The following is a 24,942-nucleotide window of genomic DNA, read 5'->3' on the forward strand; positions in this document are numbered from 1 at the left end:
TGAAGCCTTTTTTCTATCTAAATAAACAAGTTAGCTCTTAAGATCCTGTCTATGTTTGCCCCTTAATTCTGGTGGCGTTGCAATGGAACCCAACCCACGGCTTCCTTCCAAAAGGCCAAACTCTCTCTGATAAACAATCAAAGAAGACACAATTTGTTCCTGTTCTATTAGCACATACCAAGTTCCTTTCTGATACTTACCACTGTTGTAACAAGAAGCTAGATACTCATCGACCAACAACTGGCTTCCCCATACATCAAAACCCATGAGATAAATATCATCCAACTCATGCTCATGTGCTGTTCTTAAGTACATAACCTTTTACTTTTCTTTCAACACGTCGCTACCTCTACGTGATGGCTCAGCAAAGTGCAGATAGCGGGTAAATGTGTCCTTTGGGCGTTCTAAATCGTTTTCAGCCAACACCCTAGACGCCATACCTCTGTGGTTATTACCGTGTGTGAGTAAGTGGAGAAGAATCTCTTCAACAGACATTGTTCCTATATCACCATCTACGAAGTTAAACTGAATAACCTTGTCTAATTCTTCTTTTGAGGCCGACAGCGCATACTGCACTAACCATTTGTCATTGTGAGCCATTCTCTCACGCAGCTCTGAAAACGAAGGGGTTTCAACGGTATTATCAGCAGTATATTTTTCTGGTTCACAGAGAATTCGACTTATGAATAGACTATCCACTACGGTCGTATGGTTTAAAATTCTAACGAAAAATGTGCCATCGTTTTCCGGCAATTTTGAGAATTGTCTCGCTCCAAAATCAAGTAACTGACTATTTGCCCACTTTTTGTATTCAAATGCCTTCGCAAACTGCATTTATTTATCCTTTTTTGTTTCAGTTATTCACTTATGTACCGTCATCCACTCCGTGACTGCGTGCAATTGCCACACTCGATGTTCCAATCGCTATAAAGCCAGTTTGCTCTGCAATGAGAGCGCTTGCTGAACCCAAACCACATTTTCATTGGGATCTGGAACTTCGAACAAAGACCAAAACAACTCCAACATCCAAGTGTGTACGTTACCCAGCTCGAGCACCATTAGGCATTTCGGTTTCAGGACAAGCTAAACACGGATTTAATTTGTCTTCATAACCAATATCAAACAACATACCCTGAGACATTTCACCCGCCATCTTTCTTTCAGGTAGATTCACGACAAACAAGGCTTGCTTACCTTCGATTTCTTTGGGGTTTTCACGCTCTTGTTTGATGCCAGCCAAGATTGATCGCTGATGATCGCCAAAGTCGACGGTGAGTTTCATCAGCTTATCTGATTTTGCGACTTCAGAAACCTCGGTGATTAAACCCACACGAATGTCGATTTTCGCGAAATCATCAAACGTAATTTCATCTTTAATTGGAGCGTATTTCATAAACCAGACCTCGTTGTTTCCAAATCACATAACGTACAACTAAGTCACTAACAATGCTGAGACTAGATTCAAATTTACCACTGACGCCAAACTGAATTAAATACCCAATGTTAAGAGCGATCCCACAAAGCTTTATAGATCAATTCCAAGGAAGCACTTTTACTTGCTGCCATCGAGCCTTATAGCCAGTGGTCATTTTGTTGTAATTTTCTTCTGTCATTGCTCGCTTATTCGGTTTAATCAGCATATCAAACGCATCCTCTACACCGTATGGTGAAAACAACTTGATGCCGCCTGAATCATTCAAAGTAAACCCGATAGCAAATGCAGAGAGCCAAGACTCGATACCTTGTTCAACACGATCGTATGGTTGAATGAAGCAACCGAACTTCTTAGCGTAATGCTCATGAATGGTCGCTTGGTTCTTTACGTCCACGTCGACACAATGACTTAACCGCGAACGAATGCGGTTTTTGAACTCATCTTCGGTGATAGCTGAGGTACTATTGAAATAGACAACATCGAAGTCTTTGACTTGGTCTAGAAGCGGTTTGTTTTCGATATCATTCCAGATGATTTGAGTGATAGCTCCGCCTGCAATATAGAAGTTTGGCAAGCCCACCTCACGACATACTTTGGCTGTATCGATTAGCTCAGGAACTTGTTGAATGAGGTTCTTTAGTTTTTGTTTATTCATCGTGACCTAACTAACATCCATCTAAGGTTTGACCAACGCTACACATGAATACGCCGACCTGTCGGCATTGCTTCCAGACGCTTGCCTAATACTTCTTTCAACAACTCATAAGCTTTCTTGCCTGTGCAGTGCCCTGTATACAGTTTATCAATGGGGTATTGAGACAACGTCAATCCAAGATCTCTAATGTCTTGCTTTGTGCCACCAATACTATTGAACAATGGTAAGCCCACTAGATGGAAGCCCCCGACAACCGCTTTTATTCTCTCTCCTGGGAACAGAGTAACCGCTGTATCAACCATATTAAGAACGCCACTATGCGCACATCCCGTGAATATAACTAAACCATCTGGCTCTTTAATCACTAACAGTAATTCATGATCAAATGAGTCGCGCTCCCGTCGATTTTCCGACTGTGTATAAAGGTATTTATTACCCTTAGGTTGTTCGTGTTTCACGCTAATATCTGTGATAGCAAAGACATTTGGGGCGATCTCAGTAGTACGATTAATGAAGACTAACCGCTCGTTGCTGTTTTCTAGTAAGTCCGGATTGATCCCGACATCACTTTTGAAACCGAAAGCCCGGAAATGATAGCTTTTCTGTTCGCAATTTTTCAGAAACACTTTGGCTTTAGAGTTATGAGCAACAAAATCAGCGGTGCCATTACAATGATCATGATGCCTGTGTGATATGACAGCGAGGTCTACATCTTTAATATCAATACCCAGTAATGGTGCGTTTTGACAAAACGTATCGCCACTTCCCATATCGAACAAGATCTTTAGCGATTCAGTTTCAATATGCAGTGATAGTCCGCGCTCAACGGCTAAATCTTTCCTGTTATCCAGTCGAGAGTTATCAACCAGCGTCGTTATTTTCATAGTTCCCTTTTGATTCATTTACGAATCGCACATTGCCCAACGGAAATAAGTTCACGCTGAGCAACGACGAACCACCAAACCTAAACCGTCGCACCGTAAACCCAGTGATCACTCTCCACTTTCAAAGTGGGCAAATACTTCTGCGCCAGTCATATTTTGAGTTTCATTTTTAAATTCGTAGTATCCGGGCTTTTCGTCGATGAATATCTGATGAGTTAATTTGTAGTCATCCCCAGACATCAATAATCCGATAGGAAGATGATACTGATTATTTGGCACTAAAAAGTAAAACAAGTGAGTACCACATTTACCGCAGAACCCCCTCTCAGCCCAATCGGACGACTTATATCTCACTACATTTGATTCACCTGATATTTTGACGGAATCAGCACAATCAATGACTAACATCGGACCGCTAGACCAATTTCTACACATACTACAATGACAGGCCCCCAATTCATTACTGGCGTACTCTACTTCCAACTCAACCAAGCCACATAGGCACTTTCCTTTACCTTTCATGAGTCCTCCAATCTTTGCAGTGTTTGTAAATGAATAGCGGATAACGCTTTTTATACCGATGACTTAATAAGAAAGGCTATTTTTAGTTCCCCTTTCCCGACAGATACGCAGCATACTTTTTAGAGATCCATTTATGAATATGAAGCCCTGTTTTACGAACAAGATACCAATCTATCGCAACTAGAATCACCAAACCGATTACAGTTCCCATTACAAAACCTCCATGCTCATTGAAATGTCACTCTAGCAAATGGGTAAGAAAAGCACCGTGAACCTAAACTAGATATGGATAGTTACTTTAACTCAGGAAGAATGACGAGGCATAACGCTTAGCTACGCTGAAAGTGGATGTGTGCCATGTCTGAGCGAAGCGAGTTCGGCACGCGTTTACGATTCAGATTTAGGCACCTTGTTATATGTTTTACTTACTAATATGCCAAGCCATTACGCCACTAGCAATAAGTAAAAATATTCCTATCAATCCGACATTAACTGCAAAACTTACTTTATTAGTTTCGTCTTGAAAGTCATTGGTTCGGGACACAAGTTCACGATGAATCATTAACGACAAAAAGTCTTGATTAGCTAGATTGTTACCATCAAATGTAATGCCTGCCAATACAACAAGTAAAACCCCGCTATATGCAATGTAGTCAACCAAGTCTATTGTGGATAGGTAATCAAAAAAATTGCGAGAAATTAGCAGAGCTACCGAGATCACAACAAGATAAGATAACATCCCTTTGAGAAAACCCTTCATTGAAACTCCCTGTACATATAACAGCTATCAGACAGAAAAATTCTGCACTTAACTCCAGAATAATTTTGTCTAGTTTCTAAGATAGATAAGTAATATACAACTAAGCCATTGCATAGCAATGACTTATGTCACAGCTAATTTCAGGCGTGTGAAAAACCGCCTACTTTAGTTCATCTGGAATGCGGCGATCTTTGTGGTAATACTCTCGGTCGCTCTCGTTGATTTCGCGTATCACTTTGCATGGGTTGCCAACTGCGACGACATTGGCCGGGATGTCTTTGGTGACGATGCTGCCTGCGCCTATTACTGAGTTTTCACCAATGGTGACACCGGGAAGTACGACTGTGTGCGCGCCAAGCCATACGTTGTTACCAATACGAACGGGAACATTGAACTGCGCTGATTTTAGCCTGAATTCTGGGCTGATGGGATGTGTGCCAGTGGCAATGGTCACGTTAGGCGCTATCATCACGTTGTCGCCGATGAATACGTCTGTGTCGTCGACCAGAGTCAGATTAAAGTTCACGTATACGTTGTTGCCTAGGTGCGTGTGACGCCCCCAGTTCGCATGTAATGGTGGTTCAATGTAGCAGCCCTCACCGACTTCGGCGAACAACTGCTTCATGATTTGTTGTCGTTTATCACCTTCGCTCGGGCGAGTATGGTTGAAATCGTATAGCACTTCTAAGCATTGAGTTTGCTCAGCAACCAAATCAACGTCGTCACAGTAGTAAACGTCTTGGCTGTGCATTTTAGCCTTTATATCCATGTTTGAACCTATTTGATCATTGCCTTATGTCGGCATAAATAAAGAAACAGATGGATAATTTGAAGTTTTCACTGGCCTTAATGCAAGTTGGATGAATTAACGCGGCCTGATGTTTTCAGCCACACGCCACAGCACACCACTTGGGTCAGTGATACAAAACTCAAGCATTCCCCAAGGCTGTTCAACAACCTCGGAAACGTTGACTTCAAATTCCGACACTACATTAGAGTTCTGGATGTGTTGATACCAACTTTTTACGTCTTCAACCAGCAAGTGCATCATGTAATTGTGACAGTGCGCAGGTTCATAAGAGTTTTGCAAAAGGAAGGCGCAACTGCCGTGTCGTAGATAGGCGATATCGTGAAATTCAGACATCACTTCGAAGCCGATTGATTGGTAAAAACGCTTAGATAAATCGAAGTCTTTCGCGGGCACGAAAGACTTAATTTCTGAGACTTTGAGGTTTTCCATCCTACATCCTTATAGTGTTGATGTTCTTGTGCTGACACGCTTAACGCTTTAAGTGGTTACGGTGTTTATTCAGAGTCTTGCTGAAATGAGTCGACTTCGGCTTTAGTTAGATAACGCCACTGGCCTGCTTCAACATCCAAACGAACGTCACCAATCTGTTCACGGTGTAGGCCAACAACTCGATTCCCGACCGCAGCAAACATTCGTTTTACTTGATGAAACTTACCTTCTGTAATGGTCAACAGCACTTCTTTACTGGTAATCACTTCGAGTTCTGCCGGACGCGTCGGCTTTTGTTCGCCCTGCAATTGAATGCCCGCTTTAAACTTATCAGCGACATCGTCTTTGATGTCTCGTGACAATGTCACGCGATACACCTTCTTACAAGACTTGGTTGGCAGCGTAATATTGAATGACCAGCGCCCATCATCGGTAATTAAGACTAAACCTGTGGTGTCGGCATCTAAGCGCCCTGCGATGTGCAGTTCTGATGCTTTGTCTATCTCGATGTAGTTGAACAGTGAAGGATAAACTTCATCGACATTAGAACAGATAGTACCCGCAGGCTTGTGCATTAAGAGGTATCGAAATTCACGCAATTTAAGCGGCATGCCATTAAACAAGATGGCGTTGGTTTCATGAACCTGAGTCGATTCATCGGTGACTGTTTCACTGTTTACGTTCACCTCGCCATTATGGATGCGTTCAATCGCTTCAGGCTTGGTTAGGTCAGTGCTTTTACATAGGTATTTATCAAGGCGCATTAATCGTCGGCACCACATTTAGCACAAGGCTTGTAAGTTCGTTCACCTTGCTCGATAACCACATAGTCACCAACGCACTTGTCACATAAAGCGAGCTTTGGGTAAGCCTCTTTTTGTTTCTTTGCGTTAATGTTGCCTTCGGTGGTGTATACGGTTCTCATCTTGATGCCTTTGTTTGAATAACGTGAGAGGTGCAAATTGTATCACTGTTTACAGCTTTGATTGGAGTGGTGGTGCATAGATAAATTGATTTTAAGCACCGCCATTCCAAGATCCCTCCCCGTAACGGCTTAACCATGAACAACAAAATCAACGTGCCACGCCTATCAGTGGTAAAATGATAAAAGCTCACCAACTTATGAAGTCGATAATGAAAGATTGTAATCAATGCGGAAAATGCTGTATCAAATACGGAGATGGCGACCTTGCCGCGACTCAAGAAGAGATCGATTTGTGGGAGTTGTTCAACCCAGACATCTTTGAATATGTTCGAGGAAGCGAGATCTGGTTCGACCCTGAATCTGGCGAACGTTTAACTCGCTGCCCTTTTCTGGAGCTGGTTCCGACGAAAGACACCAAGGCTCAAGCCAAGTACACATGTAGCATTTACTTAGACCGACCAGAAGATTGCCGACACTACCCAAGCCTAATTAATGAGATGGTACGAGATGAGTGTGAAATGATTGAGGTGGTGGATTTACAAGACACGAAGAAAGCTCAAAGGAAACTCGACCTGTTGATGAAAGACAGCCGCCCTTCAAGCTATTCGTAAGCGATGATCTTTTGAAGATCAATCTTCAGTATTAGCTAGTAGCCGCTAAAACCTTAAGCCAAATACTGGTTCGCTTCTAACCAATCAAGCGCAACCAGTGCCGCCAATGAGCATACCGCTCTGTCGTTGCCATCCACAAACTTAAGCTCTTCAATTTCGGCATCCGGAGACAGTTCGCCAGTATAATCAGCAAGATAGCAAGTCAATTGCACCGATACGCCTTCCGCTTTGCCATCAGCTTGGCCTGTAAACGTCTCGACGTATTTGATGGAGTCAGGCACTAAATCAACTGAGATCTCTTCTTTGATTTCGCGAACCAGTGCTTGCTCATCACTTTCGCCAGCTTCACGCTTACCACCCGGTAGATAGAACAGTTCTTTGCCTTTTGATCTGACCATCAACAGCTTGCCGTCTTTGATGAATATCCAAGCCAGCTTATCAATTACCTTATGCATGTCGTTAGACCTTATTTCTGTTTTAGTTCTCGTTCTTACTGAATCAAGCCACACCATTAGTCGCGACCAAACAAAGCCTGGGTATGTTACACGCTGGAAGGAATATACTCTATTGAATCGAATAGGAAATATCATCGCCAAAACGAAAAATGACAGCGTTCGAGACAATTCTCGTCAACTGTCATCGGCGTTGTTTACGGATTGCTTTCTAGTTGTTCGTAGATAGAATCAATCGACTAGCCACTTAAGCGCAGAGTCATGGTCTTCGAATGACTTAATCTCACCGGACACAAACCAGCTCCCTACTTTTGAAGCGAATTCTTGCCAGCTTTTATCGCCGAAAATAGCAATCTTGTCTATCTTAGAATTGAGCTCTAATCCAAGTTTAAAATCGTCCCAAGCGGCACGTAACTCCCAACCCGTTAAGGTGGAGATGTCGACCAGCATCTTGAGTTCAGATGAATCGAGTTCTTCTAGCGTGGTATTTAGAATTGGCATCATTGCTTGATAGTCATCGTGTGTAAGCTTGCCTTTCGCTTTAAACACAACGATGGTTTCACCGCTAACACGTTCAATTCCAACCGATATTCCATGACGTTCGATACTCATAACCTAGCCCTCATAGTAGAAACTAGAGTTAGCTTAGAGGATTAAACAGCAAAGAGATGAGAGGTTTACGTCAAAACGGACAAGCGCTTTATCTGAACTTAATATCAGAGAGTTAATCGCGCTACTCCAACAGTTCGCTTAGGGATTGAACTTGTACGATACCTGGATGCTGTGACTTAAGCTCAGCACCTTCCGTGTTCAACCACACCGCTTGCAAACCCGCTTCAAGTGCTGGGTAAATGTCTTTCTCTAGAGTGTCGCCTACCATGGTGATCTCTTGTGGTGAAACACCGAGCTTAGAAATAATAGCAGGATAGAACCCCGACTCGAACTTAGAAAAGCCAATGCTCGCCTTACAAAAGTAACCCAAGATATATTGAGACAGGCCAACACGCTCAAAGGCTCGAATGATGTCGTCTTTACTGGAATCACCAGCATTGGTAGCAACATAAACTAGATGAGTTTTCGACAACTCCCCCAGTAATGCACGAGCACCACTCACTTCTTGTACGGTTTCCCAGTCACACATCTTCCCTTGTGCGTCTGGGAAATCGACCATCAGCGTATTGCCCCAGTCGAATAAGACTATTTCTGTTAATTCGATTAGCTTTGTCATCTTGCCTCCTGCATACGATGAATTATCTAATGTTTAAGCGAGCCTATAAAAACTTCTCGGACGGTTAGGCTCATTATGGACAACCTTGTTACTGTTTATGGAGCACGATCTTCTAAACACAAAATACCCTTTATTGATAAACCACTTTGAAACGCTCCAACATAAGTAACATGTCTTCACTTGGTGAGATCTTGAGCTCTTCACATTCACGAGAGAAGAAGTTCCAGTGAGCTTCTTTCCACCATTCGAGTGTTTTGTCACCCTCGCCTTCGGCAGCAGCAAACTCCGCCGTCACTTCGTTATATTTGCACTGTGAGACTGAAGTGATCTCTACAATGCAAACTGGCTTGCCATCCCAGTCAGTGACGACTTGCAAGTGACCAACTACTGGTCTCGTCTCGCCTTCATGGCTGTACCAATATTCAAGGCTGCAAGACGCTTGTTTTTCACCCTTGAGAATTAACTGGGCGCAGAGGTTGGCGTTGTATTCATCAGCACAGTAATAGTCGGCACTAAAAGAGGTGTATTGCGAAGCAACGTCTGCTGGTAATGTGTTGAGGTAGCTATCAAGATAAGCTTTGCTTCTTTCTTCCATGATCTTTCCAAATTCAATATTAGGTTGAGCCGATAAAGACTTATAGATTAAGCATCTGGCTGCATTGGGAGTAACCTATCAAGTCAGGTTATTGCTGTAAACCGAGTGAATATCAAAATGTGGGCTGAGAAAGAAGAATATAGGTAGGATTTCGAGGCCAGTACAAGGAGAGCCAAAAAGTACATTTAGTGTGTGCTTTTGGCTCTTAGTATCTCGTTACTAATAGATCGTAACTGACGGGGTATTAACGGTTCAAGAAGTCGACCGCTTTGTCTGGGAAGTCGGTAAACACACCATCAACTTTGACTTGGTTGTAGAAGACATCCAACATGCCATCAAAGTTATCAGCATAAGCTGGGATTCTTCCTGGGTCAGCACGGAACGTGTACGGGTGAACATCTAAGCCCGCGTCTTTTGCTGACTTCATTAACGGTTTAATAATGATGTTATCTTTGGTCGATGCATCGTCCACCAACATTGGCTTCCAAGGGCCTATTCCTTCCGCATAAGACGCCACTTTTTCCATGCCACCAGCTTCAAACATCCAGTCGTAACTGTACGGCGTTGCTTTGTCGCCTTGGTAGGTCATGGTTTCATTCCAATCTGTATAGGCCATCAACTGAACGAGCTTAAGGTCCATTTCCATCGCTGGCATGAGCTCATCATTAATGCGTTGAAGTTCATTGGCGTCGAAACACTGCAAATACACTTTGTCGTCTTTCGATAGGTAACCATATTGATGCAAGGTCGCAAGTACCGCTTTGGAGATGTCTTTGCCTTCGTGACGATGGAACCAAGGTGCTTTAATTTCAGGATAGATGCCCACGTCATAACCTAAGGTCTTATTTAGGCCTTGGATCAGCTCGATCTCTTCTGCAAAGGTAGCGACACGAAAATCAGACTGCCACATTGGGAAGCGCGTTGGGTACCCTGCCACTCTTTTACCTTGGTCATCGAGGTTAAAGCCTTCGGTCACTTTCAGGGATTTAATCTCAGCGAGCGTAAAATCAATCGCGTAGTAGCGGCCATCTGCGCGAGCACGTGTTGGAAAGCGATCCGCGACATCGGTGACTCGGTCTAGATAATGATCATGCAAAACCACCAATTGGTCGTCTTTGGTCATCACGACATCTTGTTCGATGTAGTCGGGTTTCATCGCATAAGCGAGCGCTTTAGCGGGTAAAGTGTGTTCAGGTAAATAACCTGAAGCGCCGCGATGCGCAATCACTAAAGGGTCGGCGAACGCATTTGCAGATAAGCTTAGTGCTAATAAGGTCAGAGACAGTGACGTTGTTTTCATTATTGTTTCCCTTGATAAAACAGAAGCAGGATATACCTGCCTCTGTTGTTATTTATAGATGTGATTCAGTAAATACACTACTGAGCTAGCGCTTCTCTCTCTCGTTCGAGATCTTTTTGTTTATGGTGCGCACGCTCACCTAAGAAGGCGTAAAGCAGACAGATGATTGAAGCCACACAAGCGCCGACCAAAATAATGAAGCCGCCATCCCAGCCGTAATGGTCAACCATAAAGCCGAGTATTGCGTTCGCAGCAACCGCGCCACCTAAGTAACCAAACAAACCCGTTAGACCAGCCGCTGTACCCGCTGCTTTCTTAGGCGCAAGTTCCAGTGCATACAAACCGATCAGCATTACAGGACCATAGATAAGGAAACCAATCGCAACCAGTGCCAGCATATCAACCGTTGGGTTACCTGCTGGATTCAGCCAATATACCAACACAGCGACTGTCACTAGAACCATGAACAAGATACCTGCAGGTGCACGTCGGCCTTTGAATAACTTATCTGAAATCCAACCACACAATAAGGTGCCAGGGATACCTGCCCACTCATACAAGAAGTAAGCCCAAGATGATTTATCTACAGAGAAGTCTTTTGCTTCTTTTAAGTAAACTGGAGCCCAATCGAGTACGCCATAGCGGATAAGGTAAACAAACGCATTGGCAATAGCGATTGACCACAACAGTTTGTTAGAGAAAACGTACTTAAAGAAGATCTCTTTCGCCGTCATTTCTTTCTCATGAGACGTATCGTAGTCGTCTGGGTAATCGTCTTTGTGTTCTTCAATCGGTGGTAAGCCGCAAGATTGAGGTGTATCTCTTACAGTAAACCAAACAAAGACAGCAACGAGAGTGGCAAAAAATGCAGGAACATAAAAAGCGGTTCGCCAATCGTCGTTAAAAGCCCACAGCCCCAACAAGAACATTGGGCCAATCAAACCGCCACCCACGTTGTGAGCAACGTTCCATACTGACACTATCTCACCACGTTCTTTTCGTGACCACCAGTGAACCATGGTTCGTCCACAAGCTGGCCAACCCATACCTTGGAACCAACCATTCAAGAACAGCAGGATAAACATCGCAGTGATGCTGCCTGTTGCCCAAGGCATGAAGCCAAAGCAGAACATCACCAACGCCGACATTAACAAGCCACCGCTGAGGAAGTAACGAGGGTTAGAACGGTCAGAAACACTGCCCATTAAGAACTTAGATAAGCCGTAAGCGATAGATACCGCCGCTAATGCAACCCCTAGTTCTCCACGGCTAAAACCTTGTTCAATGAGATAAGGCATCGCCAAACTAAAGTTTTTACGGACTAAGTAGTACCCCGCATAGCCAACGAAGATGCCAAGAAACAGCTGCCATCGTAGTCGTGTGTAGGTGCTATCGATCTTATCTGATGACAAGCGATCGATATGCGCCATAGGTTTGAATATTCCAAACATAGGAACCTCATAATTATTGGGCGAAGGAAGAATTTAAATGCTCGAACGAAAAAATTTAGCGCTCATTCGAAATTAAGGGAATTGTATGTGCTTCAGGATTAATTTCTGTGATAGAGGTAGTTATTAACAAAAAATAACTTTAAATACAGCATATTAGTTTCATTTAATTAGACTGCGCTTCATATTTTTGTTTGTATCTGTTTAATTAAACATCAGAACTTTCGAGTACGAATAAATCCAAAAAGAGCGAGCGAACATAAATCAACCAACAACAACTTTGTTATTACTGCGAATGCATAGTGAATAACAACAATTTTGGTTGAATCTGTGGAGTTATGAAGGTGGTTTGGGCTATTGGTTAAAGAAGTTCGCTAAAATCAATGCAAACAAAAAGGGTCTAGATTTCTCTAGACCCTTTTAGGTAATAACGCTTGGTGGCTTGATGTTGGCTAATTAAGCAAACATTAGCTAATTACTCGAAGTATTAGCTAGCCACACGACGTGACTATGCGTCGATGTAAAAAGCTTCTACAGTGCCTTTTAGAGTAATAAGCATTGGCTGACCAAAACGATCTAGCGCTTTTGGAGAAGGGATCTTAACCCAACCTTCGCTGATGCAGTATTCTTCAACATCAGTACGCTCTTTACCATTTAGACGAATGCCGATTGGGTATTCGAAACACTCAGCAACGTGGTGTGGGCTGCGTGGGTTGCCTGCAAGATGATCTGGTAAAGCTGGTCTTGAATTAGTATCGCTCATGTTCATTACCTGTATGTACGTAAATAAAAAAAGTGCGTCATTCTAGTCAATATAGGCTTTGTGCTCAACAACTGCTGCAATAAATCGTCTTGATCGTTTTAATCAACAGCTAGTTGTTTGATTTAAAGGCGATATCGGCATGAGTTTCAACGAAAATTTAACAGGTTTATGCATTATGGATGAAAGGGAGAAATTCATTACTCGAACGGCAGATAAACTAATATCAGGCTTTTATTCCGAGCTTATCGATTAAGCTCAATACTCATCACTTTATGGTTCGGTTCTGATTCGATATTTACGATTGACCAACCTAGCCCTTGGTAGAGACCCATGATATTGGTGTACGCGTAGAGTTGAGTTTGCACTGCAGAAGAAACCTGTCTGACACCACGATTAATCAGTTCACTGGCAATGCCTTGACCGCGCCATTGAGGGTCGACAAACACAGCGTTGATCCACACTACATCACGAACTTGGTGAGGTTCTTGAAAATAGGAATACGCCAAGCCACCAATGACCACATTATCGCGAAGTACTGTTATTACTGGAGGGAGTTGTACGTTTTCTTTATATGTATCTTTAAACTTGAAATCAGACCATTCACTTTGAAATAAGCCCTCTAACTCATGCCAATAAGGTGAGTTTTCATCGCAATTTCTAAAGATTACTTTCTGCATTTTTCCGTCCTTTTAAAGAGAGTAATTCGGCTATCCTAGCCTTGTTTAATCTAAGTGTAGGTAAAGCTACTCTTCTTCGTCGTAATCGTCTGCTGGGTCTTGATTAATTTCTTCGCCGCATCCTAGGCATTCACCTTGCAGATCCGTAGGCATCACAATAATCAAACCACAATGAGGGCAAAGATCGCCTTGTTGAAACATCCTGTATTCCTTCTACTTAATGGCTATTGCTTAGGATATTTTTGCTTACTCGCTTCTAGCCAGTCGTGAATCACTTGGCGAGCGGATTCCGACGGAGGTGCATTTCGTTTTCCGCAGATTTGGTCTATTTCAAAAGGAAATGCTTTGCTCGGGACGCGGCGTAAACCTATGGTTAAACGCTGAGGCTTGAGCATGCGGAACACCACATAACGATCGCTCATGATTCGGTTGTGATACACGCCAATACAGTGCTTCTGCTCGATGCCTTCGTGTTCAAGGTCGTAATAATCCGTGAGCGGATGAATGTTGTCATTGCCAAGTAAAGGAACGGGATAAGGGATGTCTTTATCCATTGGGCAGTTACCCTCCAAACGACGTAATTGGCGTTGCTCCGTCCAGCGGTCATGGAGTTGTTCAAACATCGCAAAAGAGTTCTGACTGGTAATCGCGCGCAGTGGATCATCCATCTCCAAATCTTGCCCTAGCAATATCGCATCTTGGAACATCGCCATCTTCGACGGTGCGTTAAGTCTGCCCTCTTCCACCATTGCAATCCCTAGCCTGCTACCAGTTAGAAATGGATGAACTTGGTCCAAACGCAGGGCTGTGTATCCAACTTTTGAGTAATGCTTAAACTTAAGAACTCGTCTTTGCAGTGGCTCGAGAATGCGAACAATGTGGTCGAGTTCATCACCAACATTGTAATGAAGCTCTAGCTTGTCGATGAATTTGAGTGTCGCCTTGCTGCCGTCTAAGCCCAACTTGGTAAGGATCTTCTTCTGCCCTAAGCGACTTAGTGCCAGTGCTTTCTTGTTGTCGACACTGTATTTCATGCAGATCAAAGCCAAAATAACAGGCCTTAATTCAAGCAATTGCGCGGCTTCATAAGTATTCGCAGCAAGCCACAACATCTGGTATTGGTATTCTGGAAAGTCGTCGGTGATTTCACGATAACGCGCAGGTAATGAATTTAGCCAACGACCATTCACGTCAAACTGTTCAACAAGGTTGAGGCTCAGCCCAATGCCTCCATCAAGCGGTCGTCTACCATCTTCAAACACATGAAAGCCGACGAGCTTTTGAGACCAGTCTCGGATCTCAATATCGTAGTCGAAACCTAATGTTCGAGTGGGAATGGTTAGTAGTGCTGTCATTGATGCCTCTTCGTTATTGGCGCATTGAACTATCAAGCCTATCTAACAGCATAAGCTAGCGCTTCAACCACTATATCAACCTTTTGTAAATTTCTTACCAATCAAAGCGATATAAATACGATAGTGCTTAGAAGAACATTGAATGATGATTTTACGGAATATGAGATCTCTTCGATATCATTTGCGTCAACAGAAACTATGCTTGTTACATAACTCACAACAAGAGGCTTTAATTATGGATTACCGACATATTCTGGTCGCACTTGAACTGTCTGACGACACCAAGATTCTCATTGATAGAGCGACCTTCTTCGCTGATAAACTGGAGGCTGGCATTTCATTTGTTTATATCGATGGTACGCATGGAGAAATTTATCCAGAGCTCGTTGATATTCAGGGAAATGACGGTGATTTACCCATCAATGAAGATGCCGTTAAGCATTTGAAAGAGTTTGAAGCCTACGCCAAGCACCCAATCAAGCACATTTTCGTGGGAACGGGTGATTTGAACGATAAGCTCAAAAATGCCATCGAAGCCAACGGCGTTGACCTATTGCTATGCGGCCATCACCATGATTTTTGGCATAAGCTCATCTCCCATTCTAAACAGATCATCGATACTTCCCCTATCGATATTCTCGTTGTTCCAATGGAATAGAAGCTCCAGTTCGACACTCAAAAATAACCGGCTTTGCCAACCTCTATCGGTATTATTGGTTGGCTTGATATCCTCTTCAACACACTCATCCTGATCGAAATCTCCTATTTCCCACTTAGAGTAGTCATTTGTGATCTTGTCAGCCTATCAACTCGTAAGCGTCTAATAATTAACAAATCACGTCATTTCGATTTGAATCAACGTACTGAAATGTACGACCCAGACCATGCCTTCATCAATCAATGGACAGGCGGTAACGCAGTCACAACAAGCCTCACAAACCAGGACGCATTATGAAATTTAAAACGGTACGACTTGTATTAGGTGACCAACTCAACATTGAGCATTCATGGTTTAGACAGGTTAACGATGACGTTATTTACATCATTGCTGAGCTAAAACAAGAAACAGATTATGTTGCCTCTCACGTTCAAAAAGTGGCCGCGTTTTTCTGTGCGATGGGTTACTTCGCTAACGAACTCAAAGAACAAGGTCATCAAGTACTCCACCTTACTCTTGACGACACAACGCAATTTGAAAACCTAGACACACTTTTAAAGCACTATGTACACGAATTCGGCGCAGAGAAATTCGAATATCAAAGGCCAGATGAATATCGCCTCTTAGAGCAGATGAACAAGCTCAAGCTGACCAATGCGACCAAAGGTTGTTGTGATACAGAACACTTCCTCTTTCCATTCGAGGAGATAGAACAACAGTTTCCAAAAGACAAACACATCATGATGGAACACTTCTATCGCCGAATGAGAAAACGTTTCGACATTTTGCTAGAAGACGGAAAGCCCGTTGGCGGAAAATGGAATTACGACGCGAACAATCGAAATAAGCTCAAGAAACAAGACATCGAAAACCTACCTCAGCCGCTGATGTTTACCAATGACATAACCGACATTTTGCAGCGTATCGAGCACCACCAAGTGCAAACTATTGGTCAAGTCGGTAACCAGTTACTATGGCCGGTGAACCGCGCACAAAGCTTGTCTCTACTCGCTCATTTCTGCCAAGTCTGCTTGCCGTTATTTGGGCAGTTTCAAGATGCGATGACGACAGAGCACGACTCTAAATGGAGCTTGTATCATAGCCGTATATCGTTCTCGCTGAACAGTAAACTGCTGAGCCCTAACGAAGTGATTGATGCAGCACTGTCGGCCTACCAAGCATCCTGTCTTCGAGACAGCTCACCAGATAAGCCAAGCATCGATATTGCACAGGTCGAAGGATTTGTACACCAAATACTGGGGTGGCGAGAGTACATACGCGCCGCCTATTGGGCAAACATGCCTGCTTACGCCAACAAAAACCATTACTCAGCACATAATAACCTGCCCCATTACTTTTGGGACGGACAAACCAAGATGAACTGCATGAAGCATGCGATTGACCAGTCTCTTGAGTTTGCTTACGCGCACCACATCCAAAGGTTAATGATCACTGGCAACTTCTGTTTAATCACGGGTATAGACCCTGACCAAGTCGACAGTTGGTACCTCGGTATTTACGTCGACGCGATTGAGTGGGTTGAAATGCCAAATACGCGAGGTATGGCACTGTTTGCGGATGGCGGGATCGTAGGAACCAAACCATACTCTGCCAGCGGTTCCTATATCAACCGCATGAGTGACTACTGCAAAGGCTGTCACTACGAGATAAAAGAACGCAGCGGCGAGCAATCTTGCCCTTTCAATAGCTTGTATTGGCGCTTTATGGACCAGCACCGCGATGCGTTAAACCGCAACCCACGTATGGGCATGTTATATCGCTCTTGGGACAACATGGATGAGCAATCACAACAAGCGATTCTCGATACTGCTGAACAACGAATCACAAACTTGGAGAACTTATAATGGTGGAGCAACTCAGATTACACATATTGGTGGTCGGTGGGAGCGGCGGTATTGGTTTCGCTGTGGTTAAACACCTATTATCTGAGCTCTCTCGGTTTGATTTTCTTGATGTGCATGTAGACGCGACTTACCACTCTCAACAGCCGGAACTAGAAAACAATCGCTTGAGCTGGCACAAAGTCGACGCCACCGACGAAGCTGATATTAAGCGCTTGAGTTCTGAGTTTGAACAACTTGATTGGCTGATCAACTGCGTGGGTATGCTCCACACTCCAGATCTTGGACCGGAAAAGAACTTGTCGTCCATCGACCCTGAGTTTTTCCTCAAAAACATCTCTGTGAATACCCTGCCCAGCTTGTTATTAGCAAAACACTTCACGCCGATACTTAAAGCGAGCGACAATCCAAAGTTTGCTGTGGTATCCGCAAAGGTTGGCAGTATTTCAGACAACAGATTAGGCGGTTGGTATAGCTACCGCTCATCGAAAGCAGCCCTAAATATGTTCATCAAAACCATGTCGATCGAATGGCAACGCACCATTAAGAAAGGCACCGTGTTGGCTCTGCACCCGGGCACGACAGACACAGCTCTGTCGAAGCCTTTTCAGACCAATGTCCCTGAAGGTAAGTTGTTTGAGTCAAGCTATGTCGCCCATCAGTTGGTCGATATTATTCGCACTGCCACACCGGATAACAGTGGGCACTTCTACGCTTACGATGGTGAACAGTTAAATTGGTAGTTGATACGAGTGTCCGTCTTTCATTAGTGCTAAAAAAGAAAACCCAACAGAGTTGAAGCTCCATTGGGTTTTTATTTAGAAAGAACGCCTCTGTTTTAAAAGGCGTTTGGTTGATATCTAGCTAAAGATCAAAACTGATCATCACGATTATTCAGCCCAATTGAACTTAGTATCGTCAACACCTTCTTTCTCTTCTTTAGCTCGCTCGCGTCGATGTTGTTCTTCAATTCGCGCAGCGTCTATCTCTTGCATGATGGCTTCGATATCAGCCAAGTCGTCGGTTTCCGTAAACTCACCCGTCAGTTTGCTGTCTGGCTTCAAGTCGCCTTTCTCGTACAGCGCCCACATTTCCTTGGCATACTCGGTTTTTGCCAGTTCAGGAGCAAACTGAGCGTAATAGTCACGGATGTTATTGATGTCACGAGCCAGCATCCACTCAGCGTTGTTGTTAGCCGAAGCGTCAACCGCTTGTGGTAGGTCGATAATTACTGGACCGTACTCATCCACCAATACGTTGAACTCAGACAAGTCACCATGGATCAAACCAACACACAGCATTTTAACTACGTAAGTCATCATCACGGCGTGGTCTTCGATCGCTTGCTCTGCTGACATCACCACATCGTTCAAACGTGGTGCAACGTAACCCTCATCGTCAGTGACCAGCTCCATAAGCAGTACGCCATCAAAGCAACCATAAGGGACAGGCACACGAACACCCGCTTCTGCCAGTTTATATAAGGCATCCACTTCAGCACTTTGCCAAACCTTTTCTTGTTGTTCACGACCAAAGCCAGAGCCTTTTTCCATCGCTCGAGCGCGGCGGCTATTTCGGACTTTTCGGCCTTCACGATACGCGGTCGCTTTTTTGAAGCTGCGTTGGCTTATTTCCTTATATACCTTGGCACAACGGATCGTATCGCCGCAGCGCACAATGTACACCGATGCTTCTTTGCCACTCATGAGTTGGCTTGTCACCTCGTCGACTAAACCGTCGTCAACTAAAGGCTGTATTCTTTTAGGTATCTTCATGCCGCCTTTATACATCACTTATCTTACAGATAGAAATATTAACTTGAGAAATGAATGACGAAACGATTAAAGGATCATCAAAATTACGACAAAGGAAGGAAATATTGGAGTTAACGGGTTTAGATCATGAGGATTGACCTGATCTATTCAGATTATGGGACTAAGACTTATTACGACGACAACGTTCAGAACAGTAGATCACGTCATCCCAACAGCGCTGCCATTTTTTACGCCATGCGAAAGGCTTTTGGCAAACAGGACATATCTTAGTCGGTAAATGGGGTTTCTTGTGCATGGCCGTTCCCTTCTTGAAGCATCCACTTCCTGCGTTTACTAGAGATTCCCTATTACGCTCGTACCTCGCTTTAGGGAATGACGAAGGTAATGCGAACAAATCTAGATTCCCTATTACGTTCGTACCTCGCTTTAGAGAATGACGAAGGCAATACGAACAAAGCCTAGTTCTCTATGACGTTCGTTCCTGACTTTAAGGAGTGACTGCGTAGTGATTTGTGACTACTCCCGACTCCGTCATCCTCGAGAAGGAGGAACGACTGAGTCGGGGATCTGCTTCATCTAGCTCTGTTTCTATTTCTGCGCAGATAAATTTAGCAAGAACCAAAGTAACAACCTAAGCGACAACTTTGTACTGCTTCTCCATCTCACTCACACCTAAGCCAGAGTGTTTTGTCACTTTAAGCTGAACGGGCACTCGCTCTTTCAGTGCTTCAACGTGGCTAATGACACCGATCATCTTGCCTGATGCATTCAAGTTATCTAACGCGTTAAGGGCAATGTCCAATGTGTCACTATCCAACGTGCCGAAACCTTCATCTAAGAACAGAGAATCAATACTGGTTTTGTAGCTCACAAGATCAGATAGCGCTAATGCCAACGCCAAGCTCACCAAGAAGCTTTCGCCACCTGATAAAGTCTTTGTATCACGCATCACATCGCCCTGCCATGTGTCGAGCACTTGCAGTTCTAAACCATCGTCGGCTTTACGTTTAAGCTCGTAACGACCATGCAAACGTTGTAGCTGCTTGTTCGCAAGGTACACCAAGTTTTCCAATGTTAAACCTTGGGCAAACTTACGGAACTTGTCGCCGTTCTTAGAGCCAATAAGTGAGTTCAAACGAGAGATATCATCAAACTCGACTTGTTGCTCATCAATTTGCTTAAACAGATCTTGCTGATTACTGCGGTTCTGGCTATCCGTTTCAAGATTGGCAGAAATTGCACCGATCTTGGTCGCATGGCTTTGCTGTGCGTTTTGACACTCAGTAGTCGCTTCTTCAACTTGCTGTTGGTCTTGCTCTTGCCATGCTTTCGCATTTTCGTGATTTAGTAGATCCACTTGTGTCGCTTTGGCGGCGTTCAACCTAGCTTGCGCACTGACAATCGCTTCGTCTAAAGACTTCTTCAGGCTTTGAAGTTGAGTTCTAACCTCTTCATCTAACAACGCTGCTTCAAAATTAGCCTCATCTTCGAACGGGCTAGTTTTCAGCGCTTCTAACCAAGCATTCGACGCTTGTGTGTAGCTCGATTGCTTACTGACTAACTCGTCCGAGAAACCAGTGTGTTTGGTTTGCTCGGTTCGATGTTCAAGTTCGCTGCGGTTAAGCACTAACTGCGCGGCATCAAATGCATTTACTGCTTCAGTGACTCTTTGCTTCATCGCATTGCTGGTGGCTTGAATGTCTTTGTCACCAAACAACTCTGTTCTTTCAGCCGTTACACGAGTGAGTTCTGACACTAAAGACTCACTCTGTTGCGTCAGTGTCGCGAGCTCTTTCTCAACACTGCTTAGCTTGTCATCTAAGGTTTTCAATTCGGCATTTTGAGTAATCAGTTGCTTCTCAATAATCGTCTGTTGCTGTTTAGTTTGCTGCCACATGCTTGATGCCTGTGATTTCGCAGTAAACCAATCATCGATATGTTCAAGTTGAGGCGCTTCGATAGAAGTTTGAACAATGCTCTCTTTCAAAGCGTTCCATTGCTGCTCTTTCGCTTGAGTTATCTGAGTAACTTGCTCGTTTGCGACTTGGTTTTGCTTATTCAAATCAGCTAAGCGTTGCTCGGCCAACTCGAGATTCGATTGTGCCTTGTCAGCCATAACACTTACAGACAGGCGTTGTTTCTCAGCTTCAGCGTAATGCGCTTTAGCATCACCCAACGCTTTGAGTTGCTGCGCGCTCTGACTTAGTTGAAGTTCACACTGCTGAGCAAAGGTCGCGACTGTGGCTTCATTGCCTAAATCGTTAATCGTTAGTAGTGCCAATTCAGGAGCCGTGCCAACGAAATCCGATAAGCTCTGTTGAAGCTTGCCGACAACGCCTTGCCAATTCAGCTGAGCTTGTTGAATATCCGCTTGCGCACGTTGAATGTCATCGTTAAGCGCCACAATCACAAGGGTAAGAGAATCTAACTGCTGACGATGCTCTTGGCCTTCTTTCTGAATCGCTGCTAATTCTTGTTCCTCAAGCTCTTTCTGGGCATTCAAATCCTTCGAACTTTGTGATTGTTCGATCGCATGGTCTGTTGAACCACACAATGGACAATCCATACCTGGCTTCAATGACGCTCGGTATTTCGCAAGGTCACCTTCTTGATCAATTAAGCGAACTAAACGCTCAAGTGAGGTCTTTTTTTCTTGGTATCGCAGAAGCAACACTTCACGCTCTTTCGAAAGCTTGTCGACCAACTGGGTGTTGGTTTGATGTGCCTGTGTTTTTGCGTGCAGCTGTTGTTGGGCATTTAGGAAACCACGATTGATCTCGAGTAATGAGTGCGTATTGCGATTCCAAAACTCCAACAGATCTTTTTGCGAATTCAACACTTGCTCGCTAGTGTTGCCTTGCAAGGCTTCCCACTGTTGCTTTGCACTACTTTCTAGCACAACCAATTCAGCTAAAGTTTTATCTTGCGTTGCTTTAGCGTCTTGAGCAGATTTGATAATCGTTTGCTGTGCATCAACCGCAGACAACGCTTGCTTCGCTGAATTCAACTGCTCTGAATGCTGGCGCTCTAGAGTACGAACTTGCTCGACCTTTGCTTGCCACTGACCTAGGTATTTTTCCAAATGCTGGTCAGCTTGATGCGTATTTAAGTACTCAGTACTGCGTTGATCTTGTTGCTTTAGTGCATCTATTTTTTGAACCAAAACGACCTGTTGATTAAGCTGCTGCGTATGTTGCTCGTTTAGCGTGTTCGCTGCATTAACGGTCGCAGTTTGCTTATCTTTGAGTACGGCAATTTGGTTGTCTAGCGGACGCACGAGATCGATGATCTTATCTTGATCTTGTTGCTCACTTTTTACCTGTTCGACAATCACACTGCTTTGAGTCAGTTTAGTTTGCGCGTCTTGCATTTCTGCATCACGAACGGCAAGTAACTTGGTGCTGTTATCTAGGTGAGCTTGAGTAGTGTTCACCTCTTGTTCGCAACGCTTTAAATCTTTGTGTACTGGACGCAGCTTTTCAGCCGGCTCACTGTTTGCCAAGCGCTCTAGTGACGGTTGGTTACGGTCTAGTTCATCTTGAGCGGTTTTCAGATCGAGCTCACTGGCCGCAATAGTTTGCTCAGCTTTGGTCACGTCTTTCCACCAGCTAAGATGCACTTGCCACTCTTTTAATTGCTCGGCTAAACGCTTCTGCTCTACTTCTAGCGTTTCACGCTCTGCGGTCAGCTCTTTGATTTGCTCTTCAGACAGTAAGCTCACACCTTCAGCTTTCGCTTTTAGTTGATTAAGCGACTCTTCACTCGACTTAAAATGATCGTAGATACGCTCTGAAATCAGGCTATAAACTTCGGTTCCCGTCAGCTCTTCAAGTAGCTCTGCACGGTCGTTAGCATTGGCATTTAAGAACGCCGCAAACTCACCCTGAGACAACATGATGGATTTAGTGAAGCGTGAGAAATCGAGCCCTGTAACCTGCTCCACCAGCTTGGTCTTCTTGGTCAACATGGTCTCTAAGACTTTGTCGGTGTCCGCATCGGCAAACTCGCACGTTGGCGTTTGCAATGCGCCATCGTGTTTTCCACGCGCTCGCTTTTGGTGGAAATTAGATCGGTACGTTTTACCTTGAACTTCAAATTCCAGTTCAGCAAAACACTCGCCCGTACCACGAGTCATTAATTCATTATTACCTTTAGCAATGCTTTTCAAACGCGGTGTGCGATGGAAAAGTGCCAAGCAAATCGCATCAAGAATGGTGGTTTTACCCGCCCCAGTTGGACCAGTAATTGCGAACAGACCGTTTTCTGCAAACGGCGATTGGGTAAAATCGAGCTTCCAGCGCCCTTTCAAAGAGTTCAGGTTTTCAAATTCTAGGCTTAAAATCTTCATACGATTACTCTTCTACTTTATTGGGCGCTTGAGCGCTTTCAGACACTTCGACCATCACTTGTTTGAACTTCACCGTCATGCGCTCTAAACGCGCTTTTTCAGAATCGGTTTCAAACTCTTCTAAGGCAATACGCTTCGTAAACACGTCCATCGGGCTCAGTTCAGATAAGGTCTCTGCCGACTCTTGCTCTAATGCTTGATTACGACGCTCTCTTGCTCGGCGCAGTTGAAGTACTTCCACATTCAATCCTTCGGTCAGTGCGCGCATACGTTCTTGTAGATCCGACAAGTAATCTTGCGCTTGCACTTCTATCGATAACCATACGCTTTGGTCGCTATCTAAACCTATGTATTGGTTAAGCTGAGATTCGATCTTGCTCAAGTCGCCTTTGATTTCAGCTAGAGGTTGGAATGTGGGAACAGGCAGTTGAGAAATGGTGCGCTCACCTTCAACAAACTCAACCACACACACTTGTTTTTGAGACTTAAGTTCATCAAAACTTAGTGGGATTGGAGAGCCTGAATAACGAATGTATTCACGCTTTGCCACCACTTGTGGGCGATGGATATGACCAAGTGCGATGTAGTCTGCGTCTGGGAAGCCATCAGCGGCGAAACCATCAAGGTTGCCGACATAGATATCACGCACAGAATCCGATTGTTGGACACCCATCGCCGTTAAATGACCGGTAGCGATAATCGGCATGTGCTCGCTATTTACAAACGTCGCGCGCTTAGCAACCGCCGCATCATAAACACTTTGATAATGCTGTTTGATTGCATCGCCGAGTTGCTTCTGACGCTCAACGCCAGTGACACCCGCCTGGCTCATCAACACATCGCGAGGGCGAATAAAAGGAATGGCACAAACCAGCGCTTCTACATCGCCGTTCTTGCCTTTTAGTTCGACAACCTGAGTCGCATGATCTTCATTGGTATTAGGAATCACGTCTGCGCCCATGTATTTGAGCAGCTGTTGTGTCTCTTTAAGCACAGAGACTGAATCGTGATTTCCACCTAATAACACCAATTGGCAACCGATCTTGTTCGAATCGACCACAAACTTGTTATACATCTCACGAGCGTAACTCGGGGGTGTACTGGTATCGAAAATGTCGCCAGCAACAATGATCGCGTCGATGTCGTGCTCTGTAACTTGCTCAAGTAACCATTGTAAAAACCGTTCATGTTCATTCTTGCGGCTTTTATTGTAGAAGTTTTGGCCAAGGTGCCAATCGGACGTGTGAAGAATCTTCATTGCTGCTCACTGGAAGTCTGTAATACCTTTAATCTACCAAAATAGTCGAGATAATTCCCTTTTATAAGCTTGTGAAAACCAACTAATTTCAGGCTTTGGACCAACTCCGCCCATAGCGTGACCAATCGTTATTTTTGACATAAAAAAACCGCTCAACGTTAGAGCGGTTTTAGGTGTCCATAGCTTTAGCT

30 protein-coding genes are annotated in these 24,942 nt (G+C 44.2%); 4 read left to right on the forward strand and 26 right to left on the reverse strand.

The window, feature by feature from the left end:
* Window positions 1–30: 30 nt before the first annotated feature.
* The 12 genes from ACED46_RS16635 to ACED46_RS16690 form a co-directional block, all read right to left on the reverse strand.
* Entirely contained in the window at window positions 31–315 is a 285-nt protein-coding gene (locus tag ACED46_RS16635) for a hypothetical protein (RefSeq protein ID WP_371721942.1), read from the reverse strand.
* A gap of 6 nt (window positions 316–321) precedes the next feature.
* Window positions 322–834 carry a DinB family protein gene (locus ACED46_RS16640; RefSeq protein ID WP_371721943.1) on the reverse strand — a complete coding sequence of 171 codons (513 nt, stop codon included), beginning with the start codon at window positions 832–834 and terminating at the stop codon, window positions 322–324.
* 205 nt (window positions 835–1,039) lie between these two features.
* Window positions 1,040–1,393: a tRNA-binding protein gene (locus ACED46_RS16645; RefSeq protein ID WP_017068329.1), complete on the reverse strand. Its 354-nt coding sequence runs from the start codon at window positions 1,391–1,393 to the stop codon at window positions 1,040–1,042.
* 139 nt (window positions 1,394–1,532) lie between these two features.
* On the reverse strand, window positions 1,533–2,090 hold the full coding sequence (locus ACED46_RS16650) for a nucleotidyltransferase family protein (protein WP_017068328.1): 558 nt from the start codon (window positions 2,088–2,090) through the stop codon (window positions 1,533–1,535).
* Window positions 2,091–2,128: 38 nt separating this feature from the next.
* Window positions 2,129–2,974, reverse strand: a complete 846-nt coding sequence (locus ACED46_RS16655; protein WP_371721945.1) for an MBL fold metallo-hydrolase — start codon at window positions 2,972–2,974, stop codon at window positions 2,129–2,131.
* 108 nt (window positions 2,975–3,082) lie between these two features.
* Complete coding sequence (locus ACED46_RS16660; protein ID WP_371721946.1) at window positions 3,083–3,496, reverse strand: GFA family protein; 414 nt, start codon at window positions 3,494–3,496, stop codon at window positions 3,083–3,085.
* 82 nt (window positions 3,497–3,578) lie between these two features.
* A complete protein-coding gene (locus tag ACED46_RS16665) occupies window positions 3,579–3,707 on the reverse strand; it encodes a hypothetical protein (RefSeq protein WP_371721947.1) in 129 nt (42 codons plus the stop codon).
* 210 nt (window positions 3,708–3,917) lie between these two features.
* Complete coding sequence (locus ACED46_RS16670; protein ID WP_371721948.1) at window positions 3,918–4,256, reverse strand: hypothetical protein; 339 nt, start codon at window positions 4,254–4,256, stop codon at window positions 3,918–3,920.
* 160 nt (window positions 4,257–4,416) lie between these two features.
* Complete coding sequence (locus tag ACED46_RS16675) at window positions 4,417–5,025, reverse strand: sugar O-acetyltransferase (RefSeq protein ID WP_371721949.1); 609 nt, start codon at window positions 5,023–5,025, stop codon at window positions 4,417–4,419.
* Between the two features lie 96 nt (window positions 5,026–5,121).
* Window positions 5,122–5,496, reverse strand: a complete 375-nt coding sequence (locus tag ACED46_RS16680; protein WP_371721950.1) for a VOC family protein — start codon at window positions 5,494–5,496, stop codon at window positions 5,122–5,124.
* A gap of 65 nt (window positions 5,497–5,561) precedes the next feature.
* The gene (locus ACED46_RS16685; protein ID WP_102333290.1) at window positions 5,562–6,260 is read right to left on the reverse strand and encodes a pseudouridine synthase; all 699 of its coding nucleotides are present in this window, start codon (window positions 6,258–6,260) and stop codon (window positions 5,562–5,564) included.
* Window positions 6,260–6,421, reverse strand: coding sequence for a hypothetical protein (locus tag ACED46_RS16690; RefSeq protein WP_017059212.1), 162 nt, complete (start codon window positions 6,419–6,421; stop codon window positions 6,260–6,262). The genes ACED46_RS16685 and ACED46_RS16690 overlap by 1 nt, the downstream gene beginning before the upstream one ends.
* A gap of 209 nt (window positions 6,422–6,630) precedes the next feature.
* On the opposite strand from ACED46_RS16690, the gene ACED46_RS16695 reads away from it, so the two are divergent.
* Window positions 6,631–7,032 (forward strand): YkgJ family cysteine cluster protein, encoded by a 402-nt coding sequence (locus tag ACED46_RS16695; RefSeq protein WP_017065706.1) that lies wholly within the window; start codon window positions 6,631–6,633, stop codon window positions 7,030–7,032.
* Window positions 7,033–7,085: 53 nt separating this feature from the next.
* Here ACED46_RS16695 and ACED46_RS16700 read toward each other — a convergent pair whose 3' ends face one another.
* The 10 genes from ACED46_RS16700 to ACED46_RS16745 form a co-directional block, all read right to left on the reverse strand.
* On the reverse strand, window positions 7,086–7,487 hold the full coding sequence (locus ACED46_RS16700; RefSeq protein ID WP_017059210.1) for an NUDIX domain-containing protein: 402 nt from the start codon (window positions 7,485–7,487) through the stop codon (window positions 7,086–7,088).
* Between the two features lie 228 nt (window positions 7,488–7,715).
* Window positions 7,716–8,096 (reverse strand): STAS/SEC14 domain-containing protein, encoded by a 381-nt coding sequence (locus ACED46_RS16705; RefSeq protein ID WP_102321005.1) that lies wholly within the window; start codon window positions 8,094–8,096, stop codon window positions 7,716–7,718.
* A 121-nt stretch (window positions 8,097–8,217) separates the two neighbouring features.
* A complete protein-coding gene (locus ACED46_RS16710; RefSeq protein ID WP_136982728.1) occupies window positions 8,218–8,712 on the reverse strand; it encodes an HAD family hydrolase in 495 nt (164 codons plus the stop codon).
* A 130-nt stretch (window positions 8,713–8,842) separates the two neighbouring features.
* Window positions 8,843–9,307: an ASCH domain-containing protein gene (locus ACED46_RS16715; RefSeq protein WP_017059207.1), complete on the reverse strand. Its 465-nt coding sequence runs from the start codon at window positions 9,305–9,307 to the stop codon at window positions 8,843–8,845.
* 244 nt (window positions 9,308–9,551) lie between these two features.
* Window positions 9,552–10,607 (reverse strand): glycerophosphodiester phosphodiesterase, encoded by a 1,056-nt coding sequence (gene glpQ, locus ACED46_RS16720; protein ID WP_371721952.1) that lies wholly within the window; start codon window positions 10,605–10,607, stop codon window positions 9,552–9,554.
* A 77-nt stretch (window positions 10,608–10,684) separates the two neighbouring features.
* Window positions 10,685–12,058 (reverse strand): glycerol-3-phosphate transporter, encoded by a 1,374-nt coding sequence (glpT, locus tag ACED46_RS16725; RefSeq protein ID WP_029235174.1) that lies wholly within the window; start codon window positions 12,056–12,058, stop codon window positions 10,685–10,687.
* 505 nt (window positions 12,059–12,563) lie between these two features.
* Window positions 12,564–12,818 (reverse strand): DUF3297 family protein, encoded by a 255-nt coding sequence (locus ACED46_RS16730; protein ID WP_017059204.1) that lies wholly within the window; start codon window positions 12,816–12,818, stop codon window positions 12,564–12,566.
* 242 nt (window positions 12,819–13,060) lie between these two features.
* Complete coding sequence (locus ACED46_RS16735) at window positions 13,061–13,495, reverse strand: GNAT family N-acetyltransferase (protein ID WP_017059203.1); 435 nt, start codon at window positions 13,493–13,495, stop codon at window positions 13,061–13,063.
* Window positions 13,496–13,561: 66 nt separating this feature from the next.
* A complete protein-coding gene (locus ACED46_RS16740) occupies window positions 13,562–13,696 on the reverse strand; it encodes a hypothetical protein (RefSeq protein WP_017059202.1) in 135 nt (44 codons plus the stop codon).
* 23 nt (window positions 13,697–13,719) lie between these two features.
* The gene (locus ACED46_RS16745) at window positions 13,720–14,850 is read right to left on the reverse strand and encodes a PcfJ domain-containing protein (RefSeq protein WP_017059201.1); all 1,131 of its coding nucleotides are present in this window, start codon (window positions 14,848–14,850) and stop codon (window positions 13,720–13,722) included.
* Between the two features lie 235 nt (window positions 14,851–15,085).
* On the opposite strand from ACED46_RS16745, the gene ACED46_RS16750 reads away from it, so the two are divergent.
* The 3 genes from ACED46_RS16750 to ACED46_RS16760 all read left to right on the forward strand — a co-directional run bounded on the left by ACED46_RS16750 (window position 15,086) and on the right by ACED46_RS16760 (window position 18,113).
* The gene (locus tag ACED46_RS16750) at window positions 15,086–15,508 is read left to right on the forward strand and encodes a universal stress protein (RefSeq protein ID WP_017063967.1); all 423 of its coding nucleotides are present in this window, start codon (window positions 15,086–15,088) and stop codon (window positions 15,506–15,508) included.
* A 293-nt stretch (window positions 15,509–15,801) separates the two neighbouring features.
* Window positions 15,802–17,373, forward strand: a complete 1,572-nt coding sequence (locus tag ACED46_RS16755; RefSeq protein WP_371721953.1) for a cryptochrome/photolyase family protein — start codon at window positions 15,802–15,804, stop codon at window positions 17,371–17,373.
* Window positions 17,373–18,113 carry an SDR family oxidoreductase gene (locus ACED46_RS16760; RefSeq protein WP_065583629.1) on the forward strand — a complete coding sequence of 247 codons (741 nt, stop codon included), beginning with the start codon at window positions 17,373–17,375 and terminating at the stop codon, window positions 18,111–18,113. Before ACED46_RS16755 ends, ACED46_RS16760 begins: the two co-directional genes overlap by 1 nt.
* A 147-nt stretch (window positions 18,114–18,260) precedes the next feature.
* On the opposite strand, the gene ACED46_RS16765 is transcribed toward ACED46_RS16760, so the two are convergent.
* The 4 genes from ACED46_RS16765 to sbcD all read right to left on the reverse strand — a co-directional run bounded on the left by ACED46_RS16765 (window position 18,261) and on the right by sbcD (window position 24,751).
* Window positions 18,261–19,145 carry a PA4780 family RIO1-like protein kinase gene (locus tag ACED46_RS16765; RefSeq protein ID WP_029235559.1) on the reverse strand — a complete coding sequence of 295 codons (885 nt, stop codon included), beginning with the start codon at window positions 19,143–19,145 and terminating at the stop codon, window positions 18,261–18,263.
* A 160-nt stretch (window positions 19,146–19,305) separates the two neighbouring features.
* Window positions 19,306–19,440 (reverse strand): DUF2256 domain-containing protein, encoded by a 135-nt coding sequence (locus ACED46_RS16770; RefSeq protein WP_081324519.1) that lies wholly within the window; start codon window positions 19,438–19,440, stop codon window positions 19,306–19,308.
* A gap of 336 nt (window positions 19,441–19,776) precedes the next feature.
* On the reverse strand, window positions 19,777–23,493 hold the full coding sequence (locus ACED46_RS16775; protein WP_371721954.1) for an AAA family ATPase: 3,717 nt from the start codon (window positions 23,491–23,493) through the stop codon (window positions 19,777–19,779).
* Window positions 23,494–23,497: 4 nt separating this feature from the next.
* Window positions 23,498–24,751, reverse strand: a complete 1,254-nt coding sequence (gene sbcD / locus ACED46_RS16780; protein WP_371721955.1) for an exonuclease subunit SbcD — start codon at window positions 24,749–24,751, stop codon at window positions 23,498–23,500.
* Window positions 24,752–24,942: the final 191 nt, after the last annotated feature.

Origin of the sequence: Vibrio sp. 1S139 (assembly GCF_041439475.1) — a bacterium.
Taxonomy (GTDB): domain Bacteria; phylum Pseudomonadota; class Gammaproteobacteria; order Enterobacterales; family Vibrionaceae; genus Vibrio; species Vibrio crassostreae_C.